25 protein-coding genes and 1 pseudogene are annotated in these 26,512 nt (G+C 69.6%); 13 read left to right on the top strand and 13 right to left on the bottom strand.

Going from position 1 to position 26,512, the window contains the following annotated elements:
• Positions 1-67 precede the first annotated feature (67 nt).
• The 3 genes from eccCa to ACFVM3_RS29570 all read left to right on the top strand — a co-directional run bounded on the left by eccCa (position 68) and on the right by ACFVM3_RS29570 (position 5,132).
• The gene (gene eccCa, locus ACFVM3_RS29580; RefSeq protein ID WP_378443229.1) at positions 68-4,009 is read left to right on the top strand and encodes a type VII secretion protein EccCa; all 3,942 of its coding nucleotides are present in this window, start codon (positions 68-70) and stop codon (positions 4,007-4,009) included.
• 85 nt (positions 4,010-4,094) lie between these two features.
• A complete protein-coding gene (locus tag ACFVM3_RS29575) occupies positions 4,095-4,274 on the top strand; it encodes a hypothetical protein (protein WP_378443228.1) in 180 nt (59 codons plus the stop codon).
• Between the two features lie 129 nt (positions 4,275-4,403).
• Positions 4,404-5,132, top strand: coding sequence for a DinB family protein (locus tag ACFVM3_RS29570; RefSeq protein WP_378443227.1), 729 nt, complete (start codon positions 4,404-4,406; stop codon positions 5,130-5,132).
• A gap of 4 nt (positions 5,133-5,136) precedes the next feature.
• Here the strand turns inward: ACFVM3_RS29570 and ACFVM3_RS29565 are convergent, their stop codons facing one another.
• Entirely contained in the window at positions 5,137-5,334 is a 198-nt protein-coding gene (locus ACFVM3_RS29565) for a hypothetical protein (protein ID WP_378443226.1), read from the bottom strand.
• A gap of 142 nt (positions 5,335-5,476) precedes the next feature.
• Here ACFVM3_RS29565 and ACFVM3_RS29560 point away from each other — a divergent pair, with 142 nt between their 5' ends.
• Positions 5,477-6,508, top strand: a complete 1,032-nt coding sequence (locus ACFVM3_RS29560) for a DUF222 domain-containing protein (protein WP_378443248.1) — start codon at positions 5,477-5,479, stop codon at positions 6,506-6,508.
• Between the two features lie 385 nt (positions 6,509-6,893).
• Here ACFVM3_RS29560 and cpt read toward each other — a convergent pair whose 3' ends face one another.
• A complete protein-coding gene (gene cpt / locus ACFVM3_RS29555) occupies positions 6,894-7,415 on the bottom strand; it encodes a chloramphenicol phosphotransferase CPT (protein ID WP_378443225.1) in 522 nt (173 codons plus the stop codon).
• A 218-nt stretch (positions 7,416-7,633) separates the two neighbouring features.
• Here cpt and ACFVM3_RS29550 point away from each other — a divergent pair.
• Positions 7,634-7,783: pseudogene (locus ACFVM3_RS29550) on the top strand (serine protease); the annotation flags it as partial.
• Positions 7,784-7,851: 68 nt separating this feature from the next.
• Here the strand turns inward: ACFVM3_RS29550 and ACFVM3_RS29545 are convergent.
• Positions 7,852-8,805: a hypothetical protein gene (locus ACFVM3_RS29545; protein ID WP_378443247.1), complete on the bottom strand. Its 954-nt coding sequence runs from the start codon at positions 8,803-8,805 to the stop codon at positions 7,852-7,854.
• 230 nt (positions 8,806-9,035) lie between these two features.
• Between ACFVM3_RS29545 and ACFVM3_RS29540 the strand changes: the two genes are divergently transcribed.
• The 6 genes from ACFVM3_RS29540 to ACFVM3_RS29515 all read left to right on the top strand — a co-directional run bounded on the left by ACFVM3_RS29540 (position 9,036) and on the right by ACFVM3_RS29515 (position 13,464).
• Entirely contained in the window at positions 9,036-9,377 is a 342-nt protein-coding gene (locus tag ACFVM3_RS29540) for a WXG100 family type VII secretion target (RefSeq protein WP_076153289.1), read from the top strand.
• Positions 9,378-9,398: 21 nt separating this feature from the next.
• Positions 9,399-9,701, top strand: coding sequence for a hypothetical protein (locus ACFVM3_RS29535; RefSeq protein WP_378443224.1), 303 nt, complete (start codon positions 9,399-9,401; stop codon positions 9,699-9,701).
• A gap of 113 nt (positions 9,702-9,814) precedes the next feature.
• Positions 9,815-10,219, top strand: coding sequence for a hypothetical protein (locus ACFVM3_RS29530; protein ID WP_378443223.1), 405 nt, complete (start codon positions 9,815-9,817; stop codon positions 10,217-10,219).
• Entirely contained in the window at positions 10,216-11,520 is a 1,305-nt protein-coding gene (locus tag ACFVM3_RS29525; protein WP_378443222.1) for a WXG100 family type VII secretion target, read from the top strand. The genes ACFVM3_RS29530 and ACFVM3_RS29525 overlap by 4 nt, the downstream gene beginning before the upstream one ends.
• 30 nt (positions 11,521-11,550) lie before the next feature.
• Entirely contained in the window at positions 11,551-12,897 is a 1,347-nt protein-coding gene (locus ACFVM3_RS29520) for an alpha/beta hydrolase (RefSeq protein ID WP_378443246.1), read from the top strand.
• Positions 12,898-13,083: 186 nt separating this feature from the next.
• Positions 13,084-13,464 carry a hypothetical protein gene (locus ACFVM3_RS29515; RefSeq protein ID WP_378443221.1) on the top strand — a complete coding sequence of 127 codons (381 nt, stop codon included), beginning with the start codon at positions 13,084-13,086 and terminating at the stop codon, positions 13,462-13,464.
• A 62-nt stretch (positions 13,465-13,526) separates the two neighbouring features.
• On the opposite strand, the gene ACFVM3_RS29510 is transcribed toward ACFVM3_RS29515, so the two are convergent.
• The 4 genes from ACFVM3_RS29510 to nadA are packed head-to-tail and all read right to left on the bottom strand — an operon-like array spanning position 13,527 to position 18,292.
• The gene (locus ACFVM3_RS29510; RefSeq protein ID WP_378443220.1) at positions 13,527-14,696 is read right to left on the bottom strand and encodes a S8 family serine peptidase; all 1,170 of its coding nucleotides are present in this window, start codon (positions 14,694-14,696) and stop codon (positions 13,527-13,529) included.
• Positions 14,697-14,742: 46 nt separating this feature from the next.
• On the bottom strand, positions 14,743-15,633 hold the full coding sequence (gene nadC, locus ACFVM3_RS29505) for a carboxylating nicotinate-nucleotide diphosphorylase (RefSeq protein WP_378443219.1): 891 nt from the start codon (positions 15,631-15,633) through the stop codon (positions 14,743-14,745).
• The gene (locus ACFVM3_RS29500; RefSeq protein WP_378443218.1) at positions 15,630-17,285 is read right to left on the bottom strand and encodes an L-aspartate oxidase; all 1,656 of its coding nucleotides are present in this window, start codon (positions 17,283-17,285) and stop codon (positions 15,630-15,632) included. Before ACFVM3_RS29500 ends, nadC begins: the two co-directional genes overlap by 4 nt.
• Positions 17,282-18,292, bottom strand: a complete 1,011-nt coding sequence (nadA, locus tag ACFVM3_RS29495; RefSeq protein ID WP_378443217.1) for a quinolinate synthase NadA — start codon at positions 18,290-18,292, stop codon at positions 17,282-17,284. The genes ACFVM3_RS29500 and nadA overlap by 4 nt, the downstream gene beginning before the upstream one ends.
• A 115-nt stretch (positions 18,293-18,407) precedes the next feature.
• Here nadA and ACFVM3_RS29490 point away from each other — a divergent pair, with 115 nt between their 5' ends.
• Together ACFVM3_RS29490 and ACFVM3_RS29485 are read left to right on the top strand one after the other, a co-directional pair.
• Positions 18,408-19,043 carry an NUDIX domain-containing protein gene (locus ACFVM3_RS29490; RefSeq protein WP_034321308.1) on the top strand — a complete coding sequence of 212 codons (636 nt, stop codon included), beginning with the start codon at positions 18,408-18,410 and terminating at the stop codon, positions 19,041-19,043.
• Positions 19,044-19,083: 40 nt separating this feature from the next.
• Positions 19,084-19,800 carry an LON peptidase substrate-binding domain-containing protein gene (locus ACFVM3_RS29485; protein ID WP_378443216.1) on the top strand — a complete coding sequence of 239 codons (717 nt, stop codon included), beginning with the start codon at positions 19,084-19,086 and terminating at the stop codon, positions 19,798-19,800.
• A 221-nt stretch (positions 19,801-20,021) separates the two neighbouring features.
• Here the strand turns inward: ACFVM3_RS29485 and ACFVM3_RS29480 are convergent, their stop codons facing one another.
• The 6 genes from ACFVM3_RS29480 to ACFVM3_RS29455 form a co-directional block, all read right to left on the bottom strand.
• Positions 20,022-21,080 carry a M48 family metallopeptidase gene (locus ACFVM3_RS29480; RefSeq protein WP_378443215.1) on the bottom strand — a complete coding sequence of 353 codons (1,059 nt, stop codon included), beginning with the start codon at positions 21,078-21,080 and terminating at the stop codon, positions 20,022-20,024.
• A 44-nt stretch (positions 21,081-21,124) separates the two neighbouring features.
• Positions 21,125-21,730 (bottom strand): DUF2567 domain-containing protein, encoded by a 606-nt coding sequence (locus ACFVM3_RS29475; RefSeq protein ID WP_378443214.1) that lies wholly within the window; start codon positions 21,728-21,730, stop codon positions 21,125-21,127.
• A gap of 97 nt (positions 21,731-21,827) precedes the next feature.
• Positions 21,828-22,031 carry a hypothetical protein gene (locus ACFVM3_RS29470; RefSeq protein WP_126733760.1) on the bottom strand — a complete coding sequence of 68 codons (204 nt, stop codon included), beginning with the start codon at positions 22,029-22,031 and terminating at the stop codon, positions 21,828-21,830.
• Positions 22,018-23,034 (bottom strand): biotin synthase BioB, encoded by a 1,017-nt coding sequence (bioB, locus tag ACFVM3_RS29465; protein ID WP_378443213.1) that lies wholly within the window; start codon positions 23,032-23,034, stop codon positions 22,018-22,020. The genes ACFVM3_RS29470 and bioB overlap by 14 nt, the downstream gene beginning before the upstream one ends.
• Positions 23,035-23,118: 84 nt before the next feature.
• Positions 23,119-23,841: a dethiobiotin synthase gene (bioD, locus tag ACFVM3_RS29460; protein WP_378443212.1), complete on the bottom strand. Its 723-nt coding sequence runs from the start codon at positions 23,839-23,841 to the stop codon at positions 23,119-23,121.
• A 48-nt stretch (positions 23,842-23,889) separates the two neighbouring features.
• Positions 23,890-26,094, bottom strand: a complete 2,205-nt coding sequence (locus tag ACFVM3_RS29455) for a SulP family inorganic anion transporter (protein ID WP_378443245.1) — start codon at positions 26,092-26,094, stop codon at positions 23,890-23,892.
• Positions 26,095-26,512: the final 418 nt, after the last annotated feature.

The raw sequence follows: 26,512 nt of genomic DNA, 5'->3' as shown, positions 1-26,512 counted from the left end.
CCGCGAGGGCGGCACGAGTGGCCAGAATGATCGGCAGGATTACCCACAAGCGGCCAGAAAGACCCTGATGAGCGCCACTCGCGACCGCCTGCCCGCCCTGGGCGAGCAGCCCGGTGAAATCGTCCTGCAGTCCCCGCCGATGCTGCCGAAGGGCTCCTCCGGCGGAGCCATGCAGCTGCTGATGTTCATGCCGATGATGCTGGGCATGGGCGCCATGTCGTTCGTCTACATCGGACGCGACGGCGGCGTGATGACGTACATCTTCGGCGCGTTGTTCCTCACCGCGATGGTGGGCATGGTGGTGATGTCGCTCGGCCGCGGCGGCGCGCAGAAGAAGGCGCAGATCAACGAGGAACGCCGCGACTACCAGCGGTATCTAACCGGTTTGCGCGGTCAGGTCCGGGACATCGCGGACAACCAGCGCGCGGCGATGACGGCGCTGCAGCCCGATCCGGCGGATCTGTGGGCCTGTATCGAGACGGGCAGGCTGTGGGATCGCCGCCGGTCGGACGCCCAGTTCGGGCAGGTGCGGATCGGAACGGGGCCGCAGCGGCTGGCGACACCGTTGAAGGCGCCGCAGACCGTGCCGCTGGAAGACCTCGACCCGGTGTGCTCGACGAACCTCAAACACTTCATCCGCACCTATTCGACGGTCGACGGGCTCCCGGTCGCGGTCTCGCTGCGGTCGTTCGCGCAGGTCGTCCTCTCCGGCCGCCGCCCGGACACACTCGGGACCGCGCGGGCACTGCTGACCCAGCTCGCCACCTTCCACGCGCCCGGCGACCTGCGGATCGCGTTGTGCGTCAAGGACGACCGGCTGCACGACTGGGAATGGGCGAAGTGGCTGCCGCACGTCGCCTCCACCGCCGCCGACGCCGCCGGTCCGCGGCGGCTGGTCGACTCCGGTGCCGGGAAGCTCGCCGAACTCCTCGGCCCCGACCTCGGCGACCGGCCCGCGTTCACCCGGCGGCCGGACGCCCGGCTGGACCTGCCGCATATCGTCGTGATCGTCGACGGCGGGCACACCCACGGCGACACGCGGCTCGTCGCCGAGGAGGGCAAGCTCGGTGTCACCGTGATCGAGATCGGTACGGAACAGCCGCGGTCGGTGTCGTCGGAACGGCTGCTGAGCCTGCACATGAGCCCGGAACAGCTCGGGATGGTCGTCGGCGACGGAACGGAGCAGCGGCTCGGCTTCCTCGGCAAGCCGGACACCTTGGACCGCGGGGCCGCCGAAGCGCTGTCCCGGATGCTGACGCCGCTGTTCCAGGGCACGGCGGTGGTCAGCGAGGCGCCGATGTCGGCGACGTTCGGGCTGGCCGGGCTGCTCGGCATCGGCGATCCGCGCGACACCGACACCGAGGTCACCTGGGCGCCGCGGTCCGCGCGGGACCGGCTGCGGATCCCGCTGGGCGTGAACCCCGAGGGCAGGCCGGTCGAACTCGACCTCAAGGAATCGGCAGAAGGCGGGATGGGGCCGCACGGGCTGGTCATCGGCGCGACCGGCTCCGGCAAGAGCGAGCTGTTGCGGACGCTGGTCACCGCGCTCGCCGTCACCCATTCGTCGGAGAAGCTGAACCTCGCGTTGATCGACTTCAAGGGTGGTGCGACGTTCGCCGGGATGACCGGACTGCCGCACACCTGCGCCGTCATCACCAACCTTTCCGACGATCTCGCGCTGGTCGACCGCATGGCGGACGCGCTGAACGGCGAACTGCTGCGGCGTCAGGAACTCCTGCACGCGGCCGGGAACTACGCGTCGGTGCGGGACTACGAAAAGGCCAGGGAATCGGGCGCGAACCTGCGGCCGTTGCCGTCGCTGCTGGTGATCATCGACGAATTCAGCGAGCTGCTGTCCTCGCGGCCGGAGTTCATCGACCTGTTCGTCGCGATCGGACGGCTGGGCCGGAGTCTCGGGATCCACCTGCTGCTGGCCTCGCAACGGCTTGAGGAAGGACGGCTGCGCGGGCTGGATTCGCACCTGTCGTACCGGATCGGCCTGCGGACGTTCTCCGCGTCGGAGAGCCGCGCGGTGCTCGGTGTCGCCGACGCCTACCAGCTGCCGCCCGTGCCCGGTTCGGCGTATCTCAAGTCCGACAACGACACCCTCGTCCGGCTCAAGGCCGCGTACGTCTCGGGGGAACTGCCGCCGCGCAGCAAGATCGTGCGCAAGGACGGCCAGAGTCTCGGACTGATGCCGTTCACGCTGGCGCCGGTGGAGATCCCGGTGACCGTCGAAGCGGAGGAGCCGGTCGAGAAGGGCACCGGCGAGACGATCATCGGCGCGATGATCTCGCGGATCGAGGGCAAAGGCCCGGAAGCACACCAGATCTGGCTGCCACCGCTGGCCGAACCCCCTACGCTGGACCAGCTGCTGCCTCCGCTCGGCGAAGACCCCGCGCGCGGCCTGTGCCCGCTGGGCTGGGGCGGCAACGGCAAGCTGATGATCCCGGTCGCCCTGGTGGACAAGCCGTTCGAACAGCGGCGCGACATGCTGTGGGCCGATTTCTCCGGTGCCGCCGGGCACGCACTGATCGTCGGGGCGCCGCAGAGCGGCAAGAGCACACTGATGCGGGACATCGCCGCGATGCTCGCGCTCACCCATACGCCGGAAGAGGTCCAGCTGTTCGTGCTGGACATGGGCGGTGGCGCGCTGGCGCCGATCGCCGGGCTGCCCCACGTGTCCGGCTACGCGACCCGGCGCGACGCCCAGCGCTGCCGCCGTGTCGTCGCGGAGCTGACGACCTTGCTCGAACAGCGTGAGGAGTTCTTCTCCGCCAACGGGATCGAGTCGATCGCGGCGTTCCGCCAGCGACGTTCGGAATTCCGGGAGAGTACGGAAGGCCGCGAATTCGGCGACGTCTTCCTGTTCGTGGACAACTGGACCACGATCCGCCAGGAATACGAGCAGCTGGAGGAACAGATCACCAGCCTGGCGTCGCGCGGGCTCGGCTTCGGCATCCACGTCGTCGTCTCGATCAACCAGTGGATGGGCATGCGGGCGACGCTGCGCGACGCCATCGGCACAAAGTTCGAACTGCGACTCGGCGAACCGGCGGACTCGCTGATCGACCGCAAGATCGCGCAGAACGTCCCCGCGGACCGGCCGGGCCGGGGACTGACCGCAGACAAGTTGCATTTCCTCGCGGCGCTCCCGCGGATCGACTCGGACCAGCGGCCGGACACCATCGGCGCCGGTGGCCTGGACCTGAATCGCCGGATTTCGGCGGCCTGGAAGGGTGCGGCGGCGCCGCAGGTCCGGCTGCTGCCTCCCGAGGTCCCGCTGGACTCGTTGGAAGCCGGGCCGCGCAAGCAGGTCACGCTCGGCATCGCGGAATCGAACCTGCGGCCGGTGCATCTCGACTTCGCCACCGAACCGCATTTCCTGGCCTTCGGTGACGTGGAATCCGGCAAAAGTTCGCTCCTGCGCGCCATCGCGCAAGGCATCGTGTCGAAGTATTCGGCGGACGAGGCCGCGATCGTCGTCGCCGATTACCGGCGAGGGATGCTCGGCGCGGTGCCGGATTCGCATCTGCTCGGCTACGCGGGTTCCGAAACCGTGCTGACCGGGCTGATCGACCAATGCCAGCAGGCCATGCGGAACCGGCTGCCCGGCGCGGACGTCACGCCGGATCAGCTGCGGAACCGGTCTTGGTGGCGGGGGCCGGAACTGTTCGTCCTCGTCGACGACTACGAAATGGTCGCCACCGTGGGCCGGAACCCGTTGCAGCCGCTGCTGGAATTCCTGCCGCAGGCGCGGGACATCGGGCTCCACCTCGTCATCGCGCGCGGAAGCGGCGGCGCCGGACGGTCCCTGTTCGAGCCTGTGCTGCAACGGATCCGGGAGCTGGGCTCCCCCGGTCTCGTGATGTCCGGGTCGCGGGACGAAGGGGCGCTGCTCGGGGAAGTGAAGCCCGGACCTCAGCCCGCGGGACGAGGGGTGCTGGTGTCGCGGCGGCATGGGACGGGGCTGGTGCAGGTGGCTTGGACGAAGCCCGTGGAGGACTAACCTGGTGGGGCATGACACTGGATCTGTCCGCTGTTCACGCCGCCGCGGCGGCGCAGGCCATCTGAAAGAACGTACGCACCGTGAGGTGCTGGGACCGCTGCTGCCGGCGTCCGGAACCAGCGGGGTGATCTTTCTCGGCGGAGAGTGCATCGCCGCGTGGGGCGATGCCGATACGCCGGAAATGGCGTTCAGTGTCACGAAAAGCGTCGTTTCGATCGTCGCCGGGATCGGATCAGCACTTGCTGTGGATCGATCCCGATCGTGATCTCGTCATCGTTTCCCGGTGGGGGCAGGCCGTCGAGGAACTCGTTCGCGCTGTTTCGGATGCCGTTCCTGTTGTGAGGTGACCTTCGTCGATAAGCGGCAGAGGCGTGCGACGACCTAGTCTGGCGGCATGCGACGCTTCGACGACGAAGACCTCACCGGCGCGGAGTTCCGCGAATGCGACCTGAGCAGGACCCGGCTGGTCGGCGTGGTCATGCAGGACGCCGAGATCGACGGCCTGGTCACCAATCTCGTGGTCAACGGGGTCGAGGTCATGTCGTACGTCGAGGCGGAGCTCGACCGCCGCCACCCGGTGCGGTTGCTGATCCGCTCCGATGAGCCCGCCGACCTGCGAGAGGCCTGGCGGCATCTGCGGGACGACTGGGCGGCGACCACCGAGCGCGTCCGGTCCATGCCCGAGAACAGCGAGCACCACGGCGTGGACGGCGAGTGGTCGATGGTCGAAACCCTGCGTCACCTTGTCTTCGTGCACGACTCCTGGTTCCGGCGCTGCGTGCTCGGGCTCACCGAGCCGTTCACGGCCATGGGACTGGGTCCACCGTCCGTAATGGACCAGGAGAACGGGCTCGACCCGTCCGTCCGACCGAGCCTCGGCGAGGTGCTCGCCGAGCGCGACCGGCAGGCTTCGGGGATCGGGACGTGGCTGGCTCAGGTCACGTCCGATCAGCTCGCGCAGCCCGCGCCGGTGCCCGACGACGACAGATGGCCTCCGTACGCCAAAGGGCGGACAGTGCGGCAATGCCTCGGCACCGTGCTCGGCGAGGAATGGGCTCACCACAGGTTCTGCGAACGCGATCTGGACAAACTTTCGCGTCAGGATTCCGGTTTGGATTCATGAGGTCTCAGCCGTGGTGCTCGAAGCCGACCGCGGCATCTTTGGTCTTTGCTGGCCGACCGGCTGTCAGCCCAGCATAGGCGCGAGCGCAACGAACCACGTGCACATGCCAGATAACGTTGCCCGCACAAGGATTTCGCGCACTTGACCGCACGTCGCCGATCCAGTGGCGATCGAACACTTGTTCGAGTATGATCTTGGTCATGACCCAGTCTCTTGCTTTTAACCCGAAAGCCGCTCGTTTTCTTGATGCCGCTTATGCCGAGGAGGTCGTGCTCCGGCGGGCGCAGGGCCGGCAGGTGCGTTCGATAGCGGGTTTCGCCGTGGTGGGTGGTTCGCGAAGATCGGTGACCGAGGAGGTCGCGTTGGCCTTCTCGGTCTCCCGCAATCAGGCGTACCTGCTGGTCGAGACCTCGTGTGCGCTGGTGGCCCGGTTGCCGAACACGTTGGCGGCGCTGGAGAACGGCGATATCGATCTGTACAAGGCGTCGAAGGTGTCGCAGCTGACCCGTGAGGTCTCCGATGAGGTCGCCGCACAGGTGGACGCGTGGATGGCGAAACGTCTCGCCGGGCGTGATCCCGGGGCGATCCGGAAGTCGGTGGATCACGCGGTGCAGAAGTTCGATCCCGGCGGCTACCGGGAACGCGCCGCGGCCAAACGCGCGCTGCGGCATATCGCGCTGGAGCACGAGGACGAGGCCATGTCGAAGCTGTCGGGCTGGCTCCCCGCCGAGGTCGCCAGCTCGATCTACGCCTCCCTGAGCCACGCAGCCCGTACCCGCCGCGCCGACGACAAGTCCCGCACCCTCGACCAGCACCGGGCCGACATCTTCGCCGAACGGCTGCTGGCCGAGGACGGGCACGGCACACCGCGGGCGCATGTCCATGTCTATGTCGACTTGCTGACCCTGACCGGCGCGCGGGAAGACCCCGCCACCCTCGCCGGCTACGGCCCCATCCCTGGCTGGCTCGTGCGCGAGATCGCCGCCGACCCCGCCTCGACCTGGTCCCGGCTGATCACCGACCCCGCCACCGGGCAACTCCTCGAAGCCGGCCCCGGCACCTACCGGTCCCCGGCCTCACTCGCCCGCCTGATCAAAGCCCGCGACCGGGAATGCACCCACCCCGGCTGCCACCGGCCCGCCGAATTCTCCGAAATCGACCACATCACCACCTGGGCCCGCCACGGCGGCACCGACCACCACAACTGCCACGCCGCCTGCACAATCCACAACCTCCTCAAAGAAGAACCCGGCTGGACCACCACACCCACCGGCCACGGCGGCATGACCATCACCACCCCCACCGGCCGCATCTACACCACCACCCCGGAGCCACTCCACGACCCACGACCCGAAGACGACACCCCACCCTTCTGAAGCGTGGCACCAGACTTCGACGAAGGCACTCTTGAGGCGCCTTCGTGGATGGGTCATGCCCTGTCGACCCTGTCCACTTTGGAGCCACGAGCAAGACAGGCCGTCAAGATGCGTCGCGCTGGCACCGCGCCCTTCCTCGGTCTCGGTCGACACCACGGCAGATCATCGCCAGTCCACCTGCCGTAAGCAGGCCGTCGGCACCTCCGGCGCAGGACACCGCGTCGATCGACCCGTGTTCGCTCGTCAGCCCGGCGGACCTGGAGTCCTAGGGGACCTTCAAACCGCCGACGAGCAAAACGCGGGCGGGGCCCGGCTCTGCACGCTAAACAAAGAAGCGGCGACACTCTCGGAGACCCTCTCGATCGCCGCCTCGCCCTAACGAAAATCACCCGACCTGTGCGGCGATCTCCCGCGCACAGACCAAGGCTTCATTCACCCCAGTGTCCACTTCGAGGTCGTAAACCACGCCTCGATGCACGATTTCGGCCTGCGTCTCCGCCATCCCCGTGACCCGATCCCCCCGCGCCATCTCCCGCCCGGCGGCCACGGCGCCGTCGCACCGGACCCCGACCCACAGCACCTCGAGTCCGTCCAGCGCGTCACGCCACCGCTGCTGCGACGCGGCCCCACCGAGGAACGCGTCGTCGATGATGACCCGGGCCCCGGCACGCACCATCGCCGCGACACCGGCCATCCACGCGTCCTCGAGCCGCCGGAAACTGGATCCGACATTCACCGCACCGTCCGCCGCGAAGTCGATCCCGTCGTCCACCGTGGACGGCATGGCGTCGATCAAGGTATCCACGCCGAGGGTGAGCCAGGGATCCGGCAACACCGCTTGCAGGCACCTGGCGATCCCCGACTTACCCGAACTGGAGCCGCCGTTCAGCACGATCACTGTCGTCACGCGAACACCCTAGACGTCGGCAGGCGAGCCACGGCCCAGGAATCCGGATACAACGGAGGTCCACGGCAAGAGGCGGCGTCCACTCGATTCCGGAATTCACACAGGACGGACAACCGACTTCGGTCGGATACCAAGACCCTTACCTCTGCTTGGTAAAACCGGTTCAACTCGATTCGGAATCCCCGACGCCGGCCGGAGGGCGTATTCATCGGCGGCGCACCGCGAACCCGGCCAAAGGCACCACGAGCCAGTTTTACGGCTGGGGCCGCACGCAGGGCGACAACCCGCCATCGAGCGTCTTGAAGACCGCGAACGTCCGCATCACCGGAACCAGCAGTGACGCGTACGGCGGTCAGCTGCGGGCCGCCCGAGTCGCCGTGCCAGGCCGGACGCCGGCGATGGCTTACGAACGGCGTCCAGGTCGGTTCCCGGAAACTCACGTCAATTGATGCATCGGCCGCGGAGCCCGAAGCGAAAGCGCCGAACCGCCCGCCACGACCGCGACGACTCCCGCCCCCGCGACCAGCGTCCAGAAATCCGGGTGCACGATGGACTGTCCTCGCTGAGCCTGCCAGGTGAGCAGCACGAGCACCCCCGCGAAGCCCACCGAGGCGGTCCGCACCAGATTCCGCCGCACGAATTCCGATTCGAGCACCGGATAACGCCGGGCGAGTTTGAGCAGCCCGAAGGCGACCAGTGGCAGCGCCTGGATCGCGTGGATTCCGAAGAAGTGCGGGATCCGCATGTCCCCGCCCACCGTGCTCCAGCCCAGCACCGGCAGCCCCGGGCCGCCGTCGGGGACACCGACCGCGTGAGCGCCGAGGATCGACGGCCGTTCGCCGGCGCGGAACTGGGCCATCTGTTGTTCGTTCGGCCCGAACATCAGCAGCGCGACCCCGATTCCGGCGACCGACAGCGCGGCACCCGCGCGCAACGCGGAGTTCATCGCCCGGTCGGGAAGACGCTGGAACAGCAGGAGAATCGCGATCGCCGCCGTCGCTCCCCAGCCGGTGAAGGCGCCGTTCGCGACCATGTCGTTGATCCACTGGTCGGCAGGCGTCTCCCGGTTGAAGTGGAGTGTCCTGCCGCGGATGGCGATCTGCCAGAACAGCAACGCCATGTCCAGGCCGAGCCCGACGGCGAAGACCGTCCCGAGCCACCAGCCGAGCCGCTTGCCCCGGGTCAGCTGCCCGATCAGCCAGGCCAGTGTCACCGCGTAGAGCCCCACGGAAATCGTGAACTTGAGCGGTTTGAGCCAAATGGGCGCGTTGACGAGGCTGCGATCGTCGAAAACCAGACCGCCGAGCGCGATGACCCCGAGCACCGCCATCGCCGCCGCCAAGATCATCAACGGCCGATGCGACACAACCCTGGATCCCTTGTCCACCATGGGATCGAGCGTGCCGGGAAGCTCCGATCCGGACACTGGAGCGCTCCCCCTGATCGGGGGTGGGGAAGGCCCTACCACCGACCTGTGGGTAATAGTGCCGTCAGTGCGACCGGCAGTTGTGCCGTTTGACCGCACTCACCTCTTTTCTAGCGTGTCCTTCACAAGAGCAGACAGGGCGTCCCCTGGTGCTCACCGGGATTTCCAGCGAGATGAGAGGAGGTGGCCCATCAATGACCGGTACGGGATATCAGGCAGACGCAGCTGCGATGGCGCGCGCCGTCCAGGGGTTCGAGGAGACCGCGTCGAACGCCAAGACCACGATGGCCAGCTTGGAAAGCGAGCTGACCCAGACCCTGCACAACTACAAGGGTGACCAGGCGGTCGCGTTCTGGGATCTGCAGCGCCGTCTGCAGGAGAAGATGACCATCGCCGTGAACGAGCTCAACACGATGTCGCGCCTCGTGCACGAGAGCAACCGGAACTACAACTCGGGTGACGAGCAGGTCCGGGAAAGCCTCACCGGGGTCAGCGGAGTCGTCGACCAGACCGTGATCCACCGGCTGAACCCCTGATCCGCGAGAGGACCACCAATCATGGCTGACGTCGTCGAAATCAACTTCGCCGCGCTGCAGCACAGCTCGGCCTCGCTGGCCGCCAAGGCCAAGGCGCTCACGTCCCAGCTCGAACAGCTGCACACGAACCTGCAGCCGATCACCCAGACCTGGTACGCCTCCGGCAGCTCCGCCGGTGAGGCCGCCCGTGCGTCTGAAACCCGCCTGCGCCAGGCCACCGCGGACATCGTGGCGATCATCGCGCAGTTCGGTGGCAAGGTCGGCGACGCCCACGATCTCCAGCACGGCCTGGAGAACCGTAACCAGGGCCTGTTCGCCGGCTGATCATCCCCATCCGTCGGCCGGCCGGTGCTTTCACCCCCCTCGGCACCGGCCGGCCGGCTTTGCGCGTAGTCGTCCCCTTGTCGGCGTGGCCGTTCACGAGAGAGCCGGGATCAATGCAAGACCAGTCGTACTACGTCCATCTGGAATCACTGAAGGACTTCGTGCGGGAACTGGAGACCCAGATCCACGCGATGTCCAAGCCGAACGACTTCCTGCTGACCCTTGGCGAGCAGCCACTGCTGTTCGGCGAGTTCGGGGAGGCGGGTTCACTCGACAAGGCGCACCGGGCGGCCGTCGCCGAGATGCAGGGCCTGCTGGACCAGGTCAAGGGTGCGATCACCTTCGCGCAGGACGTCACGACGACCGTCGCCGACGGCTACGCGGCCGCAGACGACTCGGTGGCGGGCGACATCAACCACGCGAGCCGGCAGACCGGGCTGCTCGATCCGTTGCTCAACGTCCTCGGAGGCGTGCTGGGCGGCAACAGCGGCTCCAACGGCGGGGGGAACAAGGGATGACCGAGACCGCGCACACGAACTTCGCCGCGTACTCGCACCAGCAGCTCTACGCGATGCTGCAGGCGGGCGACCCCAACACGGCGCGTCACGCGGCCCACAAATGGCAGTCCACCGGCACCGGCCTGTTCGAACAGGCCGAGAACCTGACCGGCGAGCTGAAGGACTTCTCCGGCAACTGGACCGGTGGCGCCGCCGACAAGTACCACACGATGATCACCGATCTCGTCGGCGGAATCCGCAAGGTCGCCCAGACCGCGCACGCGATGAACAACCTTCTCGAAGACGCGGCGGACGCGCTGGTGAAGGCCAAGAAGGAGATGCCGCCGCCGGTCGCGGTGCCCGACGTCTCCCCCGCGGATCTCGCACTGGCCGTCAATCCTCCGCTCCTGCCCCCGGATTCGTCGCCGTCGACGATCATCAGCGCCGCCCAGCAGCGGCAGCAGGCCATCGCGAACGTCGAAGCGCAGCAGCAGGCCGCGAGCGCGGCCAGCGCGGCGCACAGCAAGGCGATCGTGGTGATGACCCAGCTCGCGAGCGAGTACTCCTCAGTGGAGGAATCCATTCCGGCCTCGCCGAACGCCGTCACCCCGCCGCCGGTCACCGGTGGCGGCACCGCCCCCGGTGGTTCGGTCGGCAACGACATCGGCGGCACGCCCGGCGTCGGGCTGGTTCCGGGCGACAACACGCATCCGCTGCCGTCGGACGGCTCCACGCCGCCCACCACCGGGCAGCCGGGCCAGGTCCCCAAATCGAATCCGCTGTTCGGCGACATGTTCACCGCCGGTCTCGCCGCGGCCTCGGCCGCCGCGTTCGGCCGGTTCGGCTCGATCATGCCGCGGGTGCCCGCGTGGGCCAGTGGCAAGAACGACGGCAAGGACAAGAACGGCGAACCCGCGGGCGGAGGCGCCGGCGCGGCGGGCGCCACCGCGGGTGGCGCCGGCGGCGGCATCCCGATCGGCGGTGGCGGAGCGCCGTCGCTGGACGGCGGGGCGATCGGCGCGGGCGGCGGCGGAGTCTCCGGCCCCGGCGAGGTCCCGGCCGCGTTCTCCGGCTTGGCGGGCGACGGCGGCTCGGGCAGCGCGATGAGCGGCCTGGCGGGCGGAGCGGCCGGTGCCGCGGGCGCGGCGGCGGCCAAGGGCGCGATGCCGATGATGCCCATGATGCCGATGGGCATGGGCGCGGGCGGCGACCTGGGTTCCGGACGGCGTATCCCGCCGTGGCTCGTGGAGACCGAGAACGTCTGGGGTCAGTCGTCCCCGGTCGCTCCCGCCGTACTCGGCGAAGAACCCGAACAGTACTGATCGTTTTCCACGAGGAGAGGCGGCTCGGTGATGGCATCCAGTGCGGGCGGTTACCGAGTCGCCCCCGCCAGGCTCGAAGCGGCGGCGGCCGAACTCGAACAGCGCGCCGGCGTGCTCAAGACCGCGCAGACCGCGCTGGCGGGTGAGAACGTCCCCGCGACCGCGTTCGGCCAGGTTTCGGCGTCCAGCGCGGCTTCGGCGACGTACACCAAGACGATCAAGGACGTCGCGGGCAAACTCGACGGCCAGATCACCAAGGCGACGGTGATCCACCAAGGGCTCACCTCCGCCGGTGGCGGTTACCGGCGCGCCGACGTCCAGGTCGCCGCTTCGTACCGGTCGCTGATGCCGGAGAACCCGTTGCCCAAGGCCGGGAATCCAGCCGGCGTCGGCGGCGCGGCCGACACCGGCTCCTGGGCCACCGCGATCGCCGAGAACCGCACGAAGGTCACCGACGCGCTGACCGCCGAACGCGAACGGCTCGCGAACCTCCTCGCCCACGGCGGAAAAGCCGACGACATCGCGAGCGCGCGCACCAGGATCGCGCTGTACGAGGACATCCTCGCCAACGACCGGCAGATCCTGCGGTTCGACCCGTCCGGAAACGGGCGCATCGTCGAACTGGTCGGCCGCATCGAGCCGGGCACGCGCAACGTCGGGTTGTTCGTCCCCGGCGTCAACACCTCGTTCGACAACTTCCAGAGCTACGCGGACCTCGGCAAGAGCCTGGTCGCCGCGGACGCCACCGGCCGGACCGCGATGGTGGTCTGGGCCGACGGGGCCTTCCCGCAGAACGTCATCACCGAAGGGCCGGCCGCGCACTACGCGCAGACGATGGCGCCCGATCTCAAGGCGTTCGGCGACGAACTGCGCGGCCAGATCGACAGCCACGCCGGGCCGGGCGTCGTGGTCACCGCCGTCGGGCACAGCTACGGCGGCGCGACCGTGGGGCTCGCCGAGCAGCTCGGGCTCAGGGCCGACCAGGTGCTGCACGTCGAGTCCGCGGGGATGGGACACGGGATCTGGGGCCCGGACGACCTCCCGGCCAGCCAGGCCGGTGTGCAGCGGTACTCCATGACGGCCCCCTTCGACCCGATCGTGGTGGCGCAGGGCAACGCGGGGCTGGTCGAGTGGCTCGGCGCCGGGCACGGAGCGGACCCCGACCGCTTCCCCGGCGTCGTCGAACTGGAAACCGGCCGTGACGCGAACGGAGATCTGCAGTGGGGCTTCGAGTCCCACAGCGGTGTGCTCAAGCCGGGTTCCGATTCGTGGAACAACATCTACGGTGTGATCACGGGCGGCGCGGTCACGCACGAGGGCTTCACCGGCGGCTCACTGCGCGAGATGGTCATCGAAGGCGTCGGACGAGGCTTGTGATGGATGAGTGGCGGAGCAGAGGAGTGCGGCGGGAGTCGGCCAGGGCGTGAACCCGCCCTGGCCGAAGGCCTCGCTATCGCGGTGCCACGGCGCCCTCGGACGCCGACCGCGACTTGACAGACCAGCGAGCGCCGTGGCGACGCCGATCGCGATCGCGGGTTCACCGACAGAGACTGAGGGTTCACCATGATCACCAGGAACACCGAGCTCGACCCGCTGGCCGAGGACCTGACCGCGGTCATCGACGGTGTCGCGGGCACCTTCGGCTCCACCGCGGAGCGCACCGTCGAAGGCGAACTGGACTGCGACCCGACCCAGCCTGGCCGGTTGCTCTGCTGGCAGTACGGCCTCCGGGTGGACGACGCGACCGACGCGATCCGCAAACTGGTCGACGTCGTCCTGCCCCTGCTGGAAAGCCAGGGCTGGCGGACACGCGACCGCAGCAACCCGCGTGAGCTGATCGCGCAGTTCAGCCGCGACGGCGCCGACTTCAACGTGCACGTCTCCCGCGCCGGCGACGGCGTGGCCATCGTGGGCTCGACGGCCTGCGTCCCCGTCGTCCCCTAACCCCAGGGGTCGCGAAAAGACCTCGTGAGCGGCGGCGGTGTCCCCCAGTACACCGCTGCCGCTCACGAGGCGCGGAATCGCGAAGGCTTCCAACCCCGGCGCTTGCCCCGCCGGACCGCGGCCACCACCACACCCGCCGCGATGGCCGCGGCCACCCCGGAAAGGGCGAGCACACCGGAAACCTTGTCCGCGTTGGCCCGCGCGGGCGCGGCGGCGGGGACGACGAAGGTGTCCGGGCCGACGCTCGGCGGCCCTCCCGGGCCGGGGGTACCGGCCGGGATCGAGGCGGAAACGGCGGCGTAGGCGTCGATCGCGCCCCACCCCCGCCGGGGATCGTGCCCACCGCTCGGGCCGCGACGCGCGGTCAACGTCAGCCGTGTGACGACCTGCTCCGGCGACAGTTCCGGGTGGTACGCGCGCACGAGCGCGGCGACACCCGCGACATGCGCGGCTGCCAAGCTCGGATCGCTCACCGGCCACCGGTGCGCCACGGTCCCGCCCGCGCCCGCGGACGTGCTGACCAGTTCGGCGCCGGGCGCGGAGATCCCCACGTACGAACCGGATTCCGCCTGCACCGCCGCACCGGCCTGGTTGGTCGATCCCACGGCGAGCACACCGGGTGTCGCGGTCGGGTAGGAAGTCTGGCCCTGTTGCGTCCCCGCGGCGGGAGAGACGATCAGCGCGCCTTTCTCCCTGGCACGCGAGACGGCACCGGTCAGCGCGGGGCTGTCGGAGGCCGCCGGGACGGCGATCAGGATGATCCCGGCACCGCGGTTCAGCGCGGTTTCGATGGCGGACGCGAGCTGCCCGGGGTCGCCGCCGCCGTTCACCTGCGTGTAGCGGATCGGCAGGATCTTGGCGCCGGGCGCGATCCCGGTGAACGTGGTGGACGGATCCGGTTGCGCGCCGACGATCCCGGCGGCGATGGTGCCCCGGCCGTCGCAGTCGTCGGCCTGGGTGCCCTGGCCGCCGAGAAGCTGACCGGGCGCGAACTGGCCGTTGCCGCCGTCGACCCCGGTGCCGATCACCGCGACCAGCTGGCCGGTGCCGCGGGACAGCGGCCAGATCCGCACGGGATCGATCAGCCGCTGTCCCCACGGGACGGCCGCGGTGTAGGTACCCGTCGGGTTCGCGCACTGCTCGGCGACCGCCGTCGACGGGACCGGGGTGCCGAGCAGTGCTATGAAAGCCACGCATCCCGCGACGGCACTTTTACCGGCAAAACCCACCATTCCTCCAGAATTCCCTTGTCACACAAGGAAATTCTAGTGCCGGAGGTCAGCGAAGGTCCATCCCGAGGTCGAGCGCGGGTGACGAATGCGTGAGCGCTCCGACGGCGAGGAAATCCACACCGGACTCCGCGTACGCCCGCGCGACGTCCAGCCGCAGACCGCCCGAGGATTCCAGCCTGGTCTTCGGCGAAACCTCGTCGCGCCGGTCGACGGCTTTCGCGCATTCGTCCGGGGTGAAGTTGTCCAGCAGCACTTCGTCGGCGCCCGCGGTGAGCGCCTCCTCCAGCTGGGCCAGGTCGTCGACCTCGACCTCACAGTGCAGTTCGGGCGCGTGTTCGCGCGCGGCCGCGAGCGCGGCGGTCACCGAACCGGCGGCGACCACGTGGTTGTCCTTGATCAGCACCGCGTCGCCGAGCCCGAGCCGGTGGTTCACCCCGCCACCCGCGCGCACGGCGTACTTCTCCAGCAACCGAAGCCCGGGCAGCGTCTTGCGGGAATCCCTGACCCGGCAACCGGTTCCCTCCACGGCGCGCACCCAGGCGGCGGTCGCGGTGGCGATACCGGACAGGTGGCACAGCAGGTTCAGCGCGGTACGTTCGGCGGTGAGCAGGCCGCGCACCGGACCCCGCACGACGAGCGCGGGTTCGCCGGCGGTCAGCCGGTCGCCGTCGTCACGGGCGGCCAGGATCTCCAGGCCCGAGCCGAGCACGACGTCGAACACCGCCAGCGCCACCGGAATCCCGGCGACCACGCCCGCCGTCCTCGGCGTGAGTTCGGCCAGCGCGCGGGCGGATTCGGGCACGGTGGCGTTCGTCGTCGCGTCGGGCCCGTACCGCAGATCCTCGGCCAGCGCCGTCGTGACGACACGGTGCGCATCGGCGGCGTCGAGACCGTGATCGGCCAGCGCCTTGGTGACCCACGGGGAGAATTCGGTCATGCCACACCCTCCAAAGCGATCGGATCGGCCAGTACCGGCTGCCCCGACGGGCTGAGCCGGATGAGCTGGCCGCGTTGCCAGTCGTTGTCGTCGCGTCCGGGGAAATCGGTCCGCACGTGGCAGCCGCGAGACTCCGTCCGGCGCGCCGCCGCCGCGACCAAGGCCTCCGCCACCAAGGTGAGCGCCGCGTCCTCCACGACCCGGGGAGTCCACAAAGGACTCTCAGTGACGGAAAGGTCCAGCACCGAACCGACGACCGAAAGCCCTTCGGCGTCCCGGCCGATGGCGGCGTACCGGCTCATCGCCCGCTGCAACGCGTCACGATCGGCCACCGCGACGTTCGCCGGAGGCAGGAGAACACCGCGGCGCGGGTCGGCCAGCAAACCGGCGGCGAGGTCGATGGCGACCGCTTCCGCCACTCGCTGCCCGACGACCAGGCCTTCGAGCAAACTGTTGGAGGCCAGGCGATTCGCGCCGTGCAGACCGGTCCTGGCGACCTCGCCGGCCGCGTAGAGACCGCGGACCCCGGACCGTCCGTCCACAGTGGTCACGACACCACCACAGGCGAAATGCGCCGCGGGCGTGACCGGGATCGGCTCTTGCGCGGGGTCCAGCCCGATCGCCGCGCACGCCGCGTGCACGGTCGGGAACCGCTTGGCGAACCCGGAGATCCCGGTCGCGTCGAGGAAGACGTGGTCGTCGATACCGCCGGGCGCCTGCGCCATGCGGCGCGTGATCGCCGCCGACACGACGTCCCGCGGCGCGAGATCGCCGAGCGGGTGAACTCCCCGCATCACCGAAGCGCCCGTCGCGTCGTGCAAGGTCGCGCCCTCACCGCGCACCGCCTCGGTGACCAGCGGGAGACGGCCACGCGCGCCGGGCGTGAACAGGACCGTCGGATGGAACTGGACGAACTCGACGTCCGCGACCTGCGCCCCCGCGCGCAACGCCAGCGCCAGCCCGTCGCCGGTGGCGATCTCCGGATTCGACGTCGCCTGGTAGAGCTGCCCCAGCCCGCCGCTGGCCAGCAGCACCGCGGGCGCCCGGACGACCCCGGGCACCCCGTTGCGGTCCAGGACCGTCACGCCCACGACCTCGCCCGCGGGCGTGCGGATCGCGTCGACGGCGATGTGGTGCTCCAGCACCGGGATCCGCCGGTCACCGGCCGTCGCGACCAGCGTCCGCTCGACCTCCGCACCGGTCGCGTCGCCACCCGCGTGGATGACGCGGAACGCGCTGTGCCCACCTTCCCGCGTCCGGGCCAGTTCGGGCCGCCCTTCGGCCGCCGGGTCGAAACGGGCGCCCTCGGCGCGCAGCCGGGCCACCGCGGCCGGGCCACCGGCGATGATCGACCGGACGGCGTCCTCGTCGCAGAGCCCGGCACCGGCGGTGAGGGTGTCCTCGGCGTGCTTGCCGACCGAATCCCCTCGTTCGTGCTCACCCTCCAGGACGACCGCGATACCGCCCTGCGCCCAGCGGGTGTTGCCGTCGGAGACCGTCGCCTTGGTGACCACCAGGACGTGCAGCCCGAGTTCCCGCGCCCGCAGGGCCGCGGTGAGCCCCGCGACGCCGCTGCCGATCACCACGAGATCGGCGGCGGCCTCCCAGAGCGGGTGGGTTTTCGCCTGGAGAGCGGTAACCTGGTCGGTCATTCTCCGCCGCCAGGCTGCCCGATCTCGATCATGCGCTGCACGGAAGCGCGGGCACGGGCGGCGGTCTCGGCGTCGACGTGGACCTCGTCGGCACCCTCACGCAGCGACCGCAGGAGGGCGGCCGGCGTGATCATCTTCATGTACCGGCAGGACGCCCGGTCGTTCACCGCGCGGAAGTCGATCTCCGGCGCGGCCTTGCGCAGCTGGTGGATCATCCCGATCTCGGTGGCCACGAGCACCGACTTCGCCTTGGTGTCGCGGGCGGCGTGGACCATGTCGCCGGTCGAGAGGATCTTGACCCGCTCGGGGGCGACGGCACCCTCGCCTGCCAGGTACAGCGCCGAGGTCGCGCAGCCGCATTCCGGGTGGATGAACAGGTCGGCGTCCGGGTTCTCCGAGGCCCGCTCGGCAAGCTCGGCGCCGTTGATCCCGGCGTGCACGTGGCACTCCCCGGCCCAGATGTGCATGTTCTCCCGGCCGGTCACGCGTTTGACGTGTGCGCCGAGGAACTGGTCCGGCAGGAAGAGAACCTCCTGGTCAGCGGGGATGGAGGCGACCACGTCGACGGCGTTCGACGAGGTGCAGCAGATGTCGGTCTCCGCCTTGACCTCGGCCGTGGTGTTCACGTACGACACGACGACCGCGCCGGGGTGCTCGGCCTTCCAGGCGCGCAGCTGGTCGCCGGTGATCGAGTCCGCGAGCGAGCAGCCCGCCCGCGCGTCCGGGATCAGGACCGTCTTCTCCGGCGCCAGGATCTTCGCCGTCTCGGCCATGAAGTGCACGCCGCAGAAGACGATGGTGGACGCGTCGCTGCTCGCCGCGATGCGGCTCAGCGCGAGAGAGTCACCGGTGAAGTCGGCGATGTCCTGGATCTCGGGAACCTGGTAGTTGTGCGCGAGCAGGACGGCGTCGCGCTGGCGAGCGAGACTCCGCACCTCCTCCGCCCAAGCGGCGTCGGCGACAACTCCGCCGTACGGGGTCAGGTCGTTCTGCAGGGTGCTCGTCATCGTTCTGGCCCTCCTGGACCGATCTCCGGTTTTCGCCTTACAATCGAAAACCGTGCGAAGTCATCTTAACACCCAGACCCCCCTCGCCCACGAGGTTTTGGGAGCGGTCCTGCAAGTGCGCTCCGACACACTCCGGGTCCTGCTGTGGCGGCGCGCCCTCGATCCGCATCTCGGTCGCTGGTCCCTTCCTGGAGGCAGGCTTCGCCCGGATGAAGACGTCGAGGCGTCCATCCGGCGGCAACTCGCGGAGAAGGTCGACGTACGCCAGTTGAAGCATGTGGAGCAACTGGCGGTTTTCAGCGCGCCGGACCGGGTGCCGGGACCCCGCGTCGTCGCGACGGCGTTCCTCGGCCTCGTACCGTCCGATGTGGACCCCGAGGTCCCCGAAGACACCGAGTGGCACGACGTTTCCGAGCTGCCCCGCACGGCGTTCGACCACGAGTCCATCGTGCTGCGTGCGCGAGACCGGCTTCGCTCGAAGCTCTGCTACACGAATCTCGGCTTCGCGCTCGCCCCGGAAGAGTTCACCGTATCGGCGTTGCGGGGGCTGTACTCGGCCGCGCTGGGTTACCGGGTGTCCGCGACGAACCTGCAGCGGGTGCTGTCCCGGCGCGGGCTGCTGGTCCCCACCGGGCACACCGCCCCGCCCGGGCGCAGCGGCGGACGCCCGGCGGCGCTCTTCTCCTTCGCGGGCAAGGGGATGCAGATCACCGACCCGTTCGCCGTCTTCCGCCCGCCCGCCGGGAAGTGACCGTCCTGCGAAGTCCTCCCGGTCCCCGTACCTTGAACGGGTGACCGAGCCGAGCGAGGAGTCCACCGGGAAGGCGATCTTGCCGCTGTTCCCGCTACAGACCGTGCTTCTGCCCGGAACACACCTTCCGTTGCACATCTTCGAACCGCGGTACCGGCAGCTGATGGCCGACCTCGTCGGTGAGGTCGTCCCGGACCGCGAGTTCGGCGTCGTCGCGTTGCGTTCGGCGATGGTCAGGGAGGTCAGCGGGCCGGAGCACGTCCACGAGGTCGGCTGCAGCACGGTGCTGCGCGAGGCGAAACGGCTGCCGGACGGCAGATTCGACGTCGTCACAACCGCGCGGCGCCGGTTTCGGCTGCTCGAGATCGACCGCGTTTCCGCGCCGTACCTGATCGGCTCGGTCGAATGGGTGCCCGACGACCGGGTCGCCTCGGTACCCGGCGACACGGTGAACAGGCTCGCCGACGTCGCGAAGGCCGCGCACCGGCGCTACTGCGAATCCGCCTGGCACGCCGACGACTGGACGACCCCGCCCGAGGACGGCGACATCGCGGCGCTCGCGTACCGGCTCACCGCGGACTGCCTGCTCCCGCTGGAGGACCGGCAGCGCCTGCTGGAGGAGACCAACCCGCTGCGGCGGCTGCGGATCGCGTGCCGGCTGCTGACGCGGGAAGCCGGGTTCCTCAGCACGCTCGGCGCGGTCCCGATGCCGCCGGGGGAACTCGGCGAGTTCACGCGCCCCTCGAACCTGAACTGAGACGACCTGTCGCCAGACACCCCGCATGCCACGCGGCGAAAGCTCCCTTCACCACACCAGACGCGGGGAAAGTCCCCTTCAGCCCGGACCCAGGCTGACGCTGGCACGCGCCCCTCGACCCTGAACTGAGCCCCTTCAAGCGCCATGAACGGCCCGTTCCTGGCAAATTTCGCAAGGAACGGACCGTTCATGGCACGTGTGGGACGCGGACTCGCGAGGCGCTACTTACCGGACTCCGGCGCCGCACCCTCGTCCGGACCGTTGCCCCCGCCGAACTTGCTCCACACCTTGCCCGCCGCCCCGGACACCGCCTCGCCGACGTCGCTGAACACCTTGGTCAGCGGGTCGGCCGAGCTGTTCCAGGAATCCTTGTACGACTTCGCGGCCGACTTCAGGTCATCGGTCCAGTTGGACGAGGGCGCGTCCTCGTCGCGACGCGGGTACCCACCGGCCAGGATCCCCCGGTACTCCTCGGACGCGGCCCACTTCTGCAACTGCGCGGCGCGTACGACGGCCAGCGGATGCGACATCGTCTCGACGTAGCGCAGCTTCAGGTAGCTGTCCCGGATGTCCTCGACCGACTCGTATTCCGCCGCCTGCTGCAGGAAGGCCGGGATGTCGATCTTCGACGGGTCGATCCCGCCCGCGACCAGGATCTGCGAGCGCAGCGCCGCCGTCGGGTCCTGCGAGCACAGCAGCCCGGCGCGGTCGCAGGACAGTTCGGCCTTGCGGTACCACTCGCGCAGCGCGGCGATGACGACACGGATGCCGATCGCGCTGACCGGCGTCCACGACATCGACATCTGCAGGCCGATCAGCCGGATCATGATCGTGCGGTACACCGCGTGCCCGGACAGCACGTGCCCCATCTCGTGCCCGATCACGAACCGCAGCGACGCGAGGTCCATCGCCTCGACGGCCGCGGTGTTGAGCACGATGAACGGCTCGTCCATGCCGATCGTCTGCGCGTTGACCTCGGGACTGCGGGCGACGAACAGGTTCGGCACGCGGTCGAGGTCGAGCGTTTCGGCGCATTCGTTGCGCAGCCTGTCCAACTCCGGATACTGCTTCGGGCCGACCCTGATCGCGGACGCGAGCGCCATCAGCCGCTCGCCGCGTTCGGCGTAGAAGCCCGAAACCGCCTTCACGACCTGCGCGAACCCCGGAACGGCGCGCAGGGTGGCCAGTGCGCCGCGGTCGACGGGGTGTTCGTAGGCGCGCGGGCTGATACCCGGAAAGCGGACGGCGTTGTGCCGGGAAACCTCGATGTCGTCGGTCAAGAAAGCCCCCTAGAGAAGTTGCCGCCCACCCTAGAGGAAATTCGTCAGCCGAGGCGGCGGCCCAGGTCTTCCCGTCCGTTCCACGCGGTCAGCAGCGTGTACGCCAGCGTGGTCATCAGCGGCGCGGCGAGCATGATCCACGGGGATTCGATCTGCGGCGCCTTCGCGATGACGTCGCCGACGGCGGGCGCCGCGGCGATCTCGTAGCGGCCGTTGGCGAACGCGACGCCCATCGTCGTCCCCAGCCAGCCCGCGAGGGTCGCGCCGCCGGTCGCGGCGATCAGCACGACCGGGCCGCGGCGCTCCCGCAGCAGCCAGGTCACGATGCCGATCAGCAGCCCGGCGCCGAGCGCGAGGAAACCGTAGACGGCCAAGTCGTCGAAGCGGTGCCAGCTCTCCAGCTCCAGCGGGGCGAGGGTGCCGCTGTCGTTGATCACGCGCATCCGCTGAGGCGGAGCGAGCCTCGCCCACAGCCAGGCCAGCGGGAAGCCGAGCAGCCCCGCCGTCGACAGGACGCTGACCGCCGGCAGGAGATCGGCCTTGACGACGACCTTGGGGTGCGGGCGGCGCGGCCTCGGCAGCACCGGCACCGACCAGGGGTCGGGCACACTGGAAGACAGGTGCGCCGGTTTACCGGTCGTCTCGCCCAACCCCGGACTCCTCCCTCGTGCTGCTTGTGCAGAGCGTAACCAATGACGCCCCCAGCGCACGCGCCTCCACCGCGTTTCGTCCTCTGAATGCGGGAATTCAGCCGGCGAGTTCGCCGTGACGGCTGCACCGGGCCGTCCAGCCGACCGGGGTGATCTGGACGACCATCCGCCGCGCGCAGTACGTGCAGTAGCGCGGCGGCTCGAGCGCCGTTCTCGGGTTGTGGCAGGCGGGATGTTCCGCGCCACCGTCGGACGGCTGTCCACAGTGGACGCAGAACGCGGGTTCGTCAGAGGACGTCACTGATCGCCTTCACCGGCATCTTCAGCTCTTCGAGCATCGCCAGATCCGCGGTGGCCGGGCGGCCGAGGTTGGTCAGGTAGTTGCCGACGATGATCGCGTTGATGCCGCCGAGCATGCCCTGTTTGGTGCCGAGGTCGCCGAACGTCAGCTCACGGCCGCCGGAGAAGCGGAGCAGCGGACGGGGCATCGCCAGCCGGAACGCGGCCACGGTGCGCAGCGCGTCCTTGCCCTCGACGACCTCGTAGTCCTCGTAAGGCGTACCCGGCTGCGGGATGAGGAAGTTCATCGTGCACTCGTCCGGGTTCAGCTCGGCCAGCTGCGCGGCGAACTCGGCGCGCTGCTCGATGCTCTCCCCCATGCCGATGATGCCGCCGCAGCAGACCTCCATGCCCGCCTCGCGGATCATGCGCAGGGTCTCCCAGCGCTCTTCCCACGTATGCGTGGTGACGACGTTCGCGAAATGCGAGCGCGCGGTCTCCAGGTTGTGGTTGTAGCGGTGCACGCCCATCTCGACGAGTTCGTCGACCTGTTCCTGGGTGAGCATGCCGAGCGAGCAGGCGATCTGGATGTCGTTGCCGTCCTCGCGGATGGCCTTGATCCCCTCGCGGACCTGCGAGAGCAGCCGCTTGTCGGGGCCGCGGACGGCGGCGACGATGCAGAACTCGGTCGCTCCGGTCTCGGCGGTCTGGCGGGCGGCCTTGACCAGGCCGGGGATGTCCAGCCACGCCGACCGCACCGGCGTCGGGAAGCGGCCGGACTGCGAGCAGAAGTGGCAGTCCTCCGGGCAGCCTCCGGTCTTGAGGCTGATGATGCCCTCGACCTCGACCTCGGGGCCGCACCAGCGCATCCGGACCTCGTGGGCCAGCGCCAGCAGGTCGGTCAGGTGGTCGTCGTCGAGCCGCAGGATCTCGAGGATCTGCGCTTCGCCGAGCCCGACACCACGCTCGAGGACCTGCTCACGCGCCACGGCGAGGATGTCGACGGTCTCCGGGGCAGTGGTCACGAGGCGGCTCCTGTTCGGGGTGGGGCGGTGAAGCAAAGGCACATCATCGTGCACGACCGGGCGCCTCGGCCACAGCGACGCAGGTCACTTCTGCGCCGACGCGCGGCCGACGAAGCATTCCGGGTCGAATTCCCCGCCGAACCACGGCGAGAGCCCGGCCCTCGCCCGATCGGTGAACTCCTCGGGCCCGGCCGAGCCCAGCCCGGCGGGCAGCACGCCCAGCAGTGGGGCGCCGGCGGCGACCGGCAGGTCCCGCAGGTTCGACACGGCCGCCAGATCGGGCTCGTCCGGCCAGGAGCCGATGATCACCCCGGCCACGGTGAGCCCGCGTCTGGTGGCGACCTCGGCGGTCAGCGCGGTCGCGTTGAGCGTGCCCAGCCCGGCCTCGGCGACGATGATGACCAGCGCGCCCAGCGACCACGCGACGTCGGCCAGTGTGGCCCCGTCGGCGTCGAAGCGGACCAGCAGGCCTCCCGCGCCCTCGATGAGCGTGAGGTCGTGTTCGCCGTCGAGGTCGCTCGCCGCGGCGGCGATCTCACTCGGGGCCAGCGTCGGCAGTCCCGAGAGCCTGGCGGCCGCCTCCGGCGACAGCGGATCCGGGTATCTCCGCAGTTCACGGGTGGTGACCGCGCCGGCGAGCCGGAGCACGTCGGCGAGGTCGCCCGGTTCGTCCGGGCCCACTCCGGTCTGCGCCGGTTTCAGCACGGCGACACGCTGGCCCTGACCGGCGGCCAGAGCGGCGATGGCGGCGGTGGAGATCGTCTTGCCGACACCCGTACCGGTGCCGGTCATGACCAGCATGCTCACGTGCGTTGAACTTAGTGGGTCGGGATCAAGTCCCGCTGAACGGCTCCGTCAGCTCCCCTGTTCGGGCACGGCGGCGACGGCCCCGACCGGGGTGAACGCCGGGCTCTCGTCGTCGGACAGGTAGACCTGCGCCGCCCCGACGTCGAAGTACATCCCGGTCAGATGAAGGTCACCGCGTGCCTCCGCCTCGGCGATCAGCGGGTAGTGGCGCAGGTGCTCCAGCTGCTGCAGCACGTTCTGCAGGGCCAGCCGGTCGACCTCGGATTCCGGGCGTTCGCCGTCGAGGGTCACCGTCACCTTGCGGTTCGCGCTCGGCTCGGCGTGCCGCAGCCACGAAGCCAGCATCGGCGCGCCGTCCGGGGCACCGGTGGCCAGCGCCTGCATCGCACCGCAACCGGAATGCCCGCAGACCACGATCTCGCGCACCTTCAGCACCCCGACGGCGAACTCGACGGTCGCGCCCATCGACGGGTCGGCCCGGCGGGCGGGCACCAGGTTCCCGATGTTGCGGACGGTGAACAGGTCGCCGGGACCGCTCGTGGTGATCATGTTCGGCACGATCCGCGCGTCACCGCAGGTGATGAACAGCGTGTGCGGCGACTGGCCACCCGCCAGCTTGCTGAGCGCGGGCTGCATGAGCGCGGCGGTGCGCCGCTGGAACTCGGTCGCCCCGCGCAGGGTGGGCCCGCCGCGCTGGCCGGGCACCTCGACGTCCTTGGCCTGCCAGTCCGACCACGGCGCGAGGAACCGCGGCACCGAACGCATCGCGGCCGTCCTGGTCAGCGTGGGATCGCCGGATTTGCCGTTGGCGAACCACGGATGCCCGATCTCGTCGACGATCACCTTCCCGCCGGAGCGTTCGTGCGCCTGCTGCCAGTTCGACAGGCTTTCGAAGGCGGCGTGGTCGAGGTAGTCGACGACCAGTTCCAGGGTCACCTTCGCGCCGTCGGGAACGGTCGCGAGCACCCGGCTGAGCCTCGGCACCGACAGGAAAGTCAGGACACCCTCGACGACGACGCGCCAATCGTCACCGTCGCGTTCGGCGTGGATCCCGGACCACACCGTGCGCCGCAGCATCAGCAGCACCGAAAGCGCGATACCGAGCAGGACGCCGGTGAGCAGGTCGAAGACGACGACCCCGCCGAGCGTCACCAGGTACAGCCCCAGGTCGCCGTGTTTGAGGACCTGCTTCATGTGGCCGGGGTTCACCAGCTTCGCACCGACGTGGACGAGCAGGCCTGCCAGCGCGGCGAGCGGGATGTTCTGGATCAGCCCGGCGAACGCGGCGACGAACACCAGGATCCAGACGCCGTGCAGGATCGCGGACACGCGGGTGCGGGCGCCGGCGGCGACGTTCGTGGAACTGCGGACGATCACGCCGGTGACCGGGAGACCGCCCAGCGCGCCGGAAGTCATGTTCGCGGCGCCTTGCCCGATCAGCTCACGGTCGAGGTTCGACCGCGGCCCGGTGTGCATCTTGTCGACGGCGACGGCCGACAGCAGGCTTTCCACGCTGGCGATCAGCGCGATGGTGATGACCGCGACGGCGAACGCGCCCCAGCCCGCGTCCGGGAATTCCGGCGCGAAACGGATGTTGAGCAGGTCACCAGGCAGGTCGACACGGGGCAAGGTCATCCCGGTGGCGACGGACAGCACGGTCACCAGCGCGATCGCGGCGAGCGGGCCGGGAACCTTGCGGACGGACTCGGGAAGCCGCGGCCACAGCAGCAGGATGCCGATGGTGAGCACACCGATCAACGCGGCGGCGTCGTGGTGGCCGACGATCTGCGCGGGCAGTTCGGCGATGTTCTTGAGCGCCGAACTCTGGGCCGTTCCGCCCAGTACGACGTGGAGCTGGCCGAGGACGATCGTGACGCCGATACCGGCGAGCATGCCGTGGACGATGGCGGGCGAGATCGCGAGCGCCGCGCGGGCGATGCGGCTCAGGCCCAGCAGGATCTGGAGCGCCCCCGCGACGACGGTGATCGCGCAGGTGGTCGCCCAGCCGAAGGTCGCGATGGTCTCGGCCATGATCACCGTCAACCCGGCGGCCGGACCGCTGACCTGGAGAGCGGAGCCGCCGAGTGCTCCGGCGACCACACCTCCCACCACGGCGGCGATCAACCCCGCGACGATCGGCGCTCCTGACGCGAGAGCGATCCCGAGCGAAAGCGGGACGGCGACGAGGAACACCACCAACGAGGCGGGCAGGTCGTGCCGGAGCACGGCGAGGGGTTTCTTGATGATCACCATCATGATCACCAGGAAACTGGTGAATTGTCCGATATGCACCACCCTATCGAGTGAATATCACCCCACAGGCGGGTGGCGTGGCCCACTTTCGGCCTGTTTCGTTGCCCGGAGGTGTCCACCGCATTGCGAAAACCCTTATGAGCTCCCGAATCCTGGGACGTATCGATCGGCCGCCCGGCCAACTCGGCCGCCCCCTACCGTCGCCCGGCCCGGCAAGGCGAAGCGTTGCGAAAGCCACTTTCGCAACTTTGAAGGTTGCGAAAGTGGCTTTCGCAACTGTCCCGTCCCTCACGCTAGGCCGCTCCACCCGTGGCGCCGGGCCGTGTCGCGAAAGCCACAGTGATGATGATGTGTGTGGATGGAGTTCTGGCGGGGTCTGGCTCGGAAAGCCACTGACGCCCTGGTTGGGGTTGTCTTG

It is taken from the genome of Amycolatopsis sp. NPDC057786 (assembly GCF_042797905.1).
Lineage (GTDB): Bacteria > Actinomycetota > Actinomycetes > Mycobacteriales > Pseudonocardiaceae > Amycolatopsis.
This window is presented reverse-complemented; position numbering and strand designations above follow the sequence as displayed.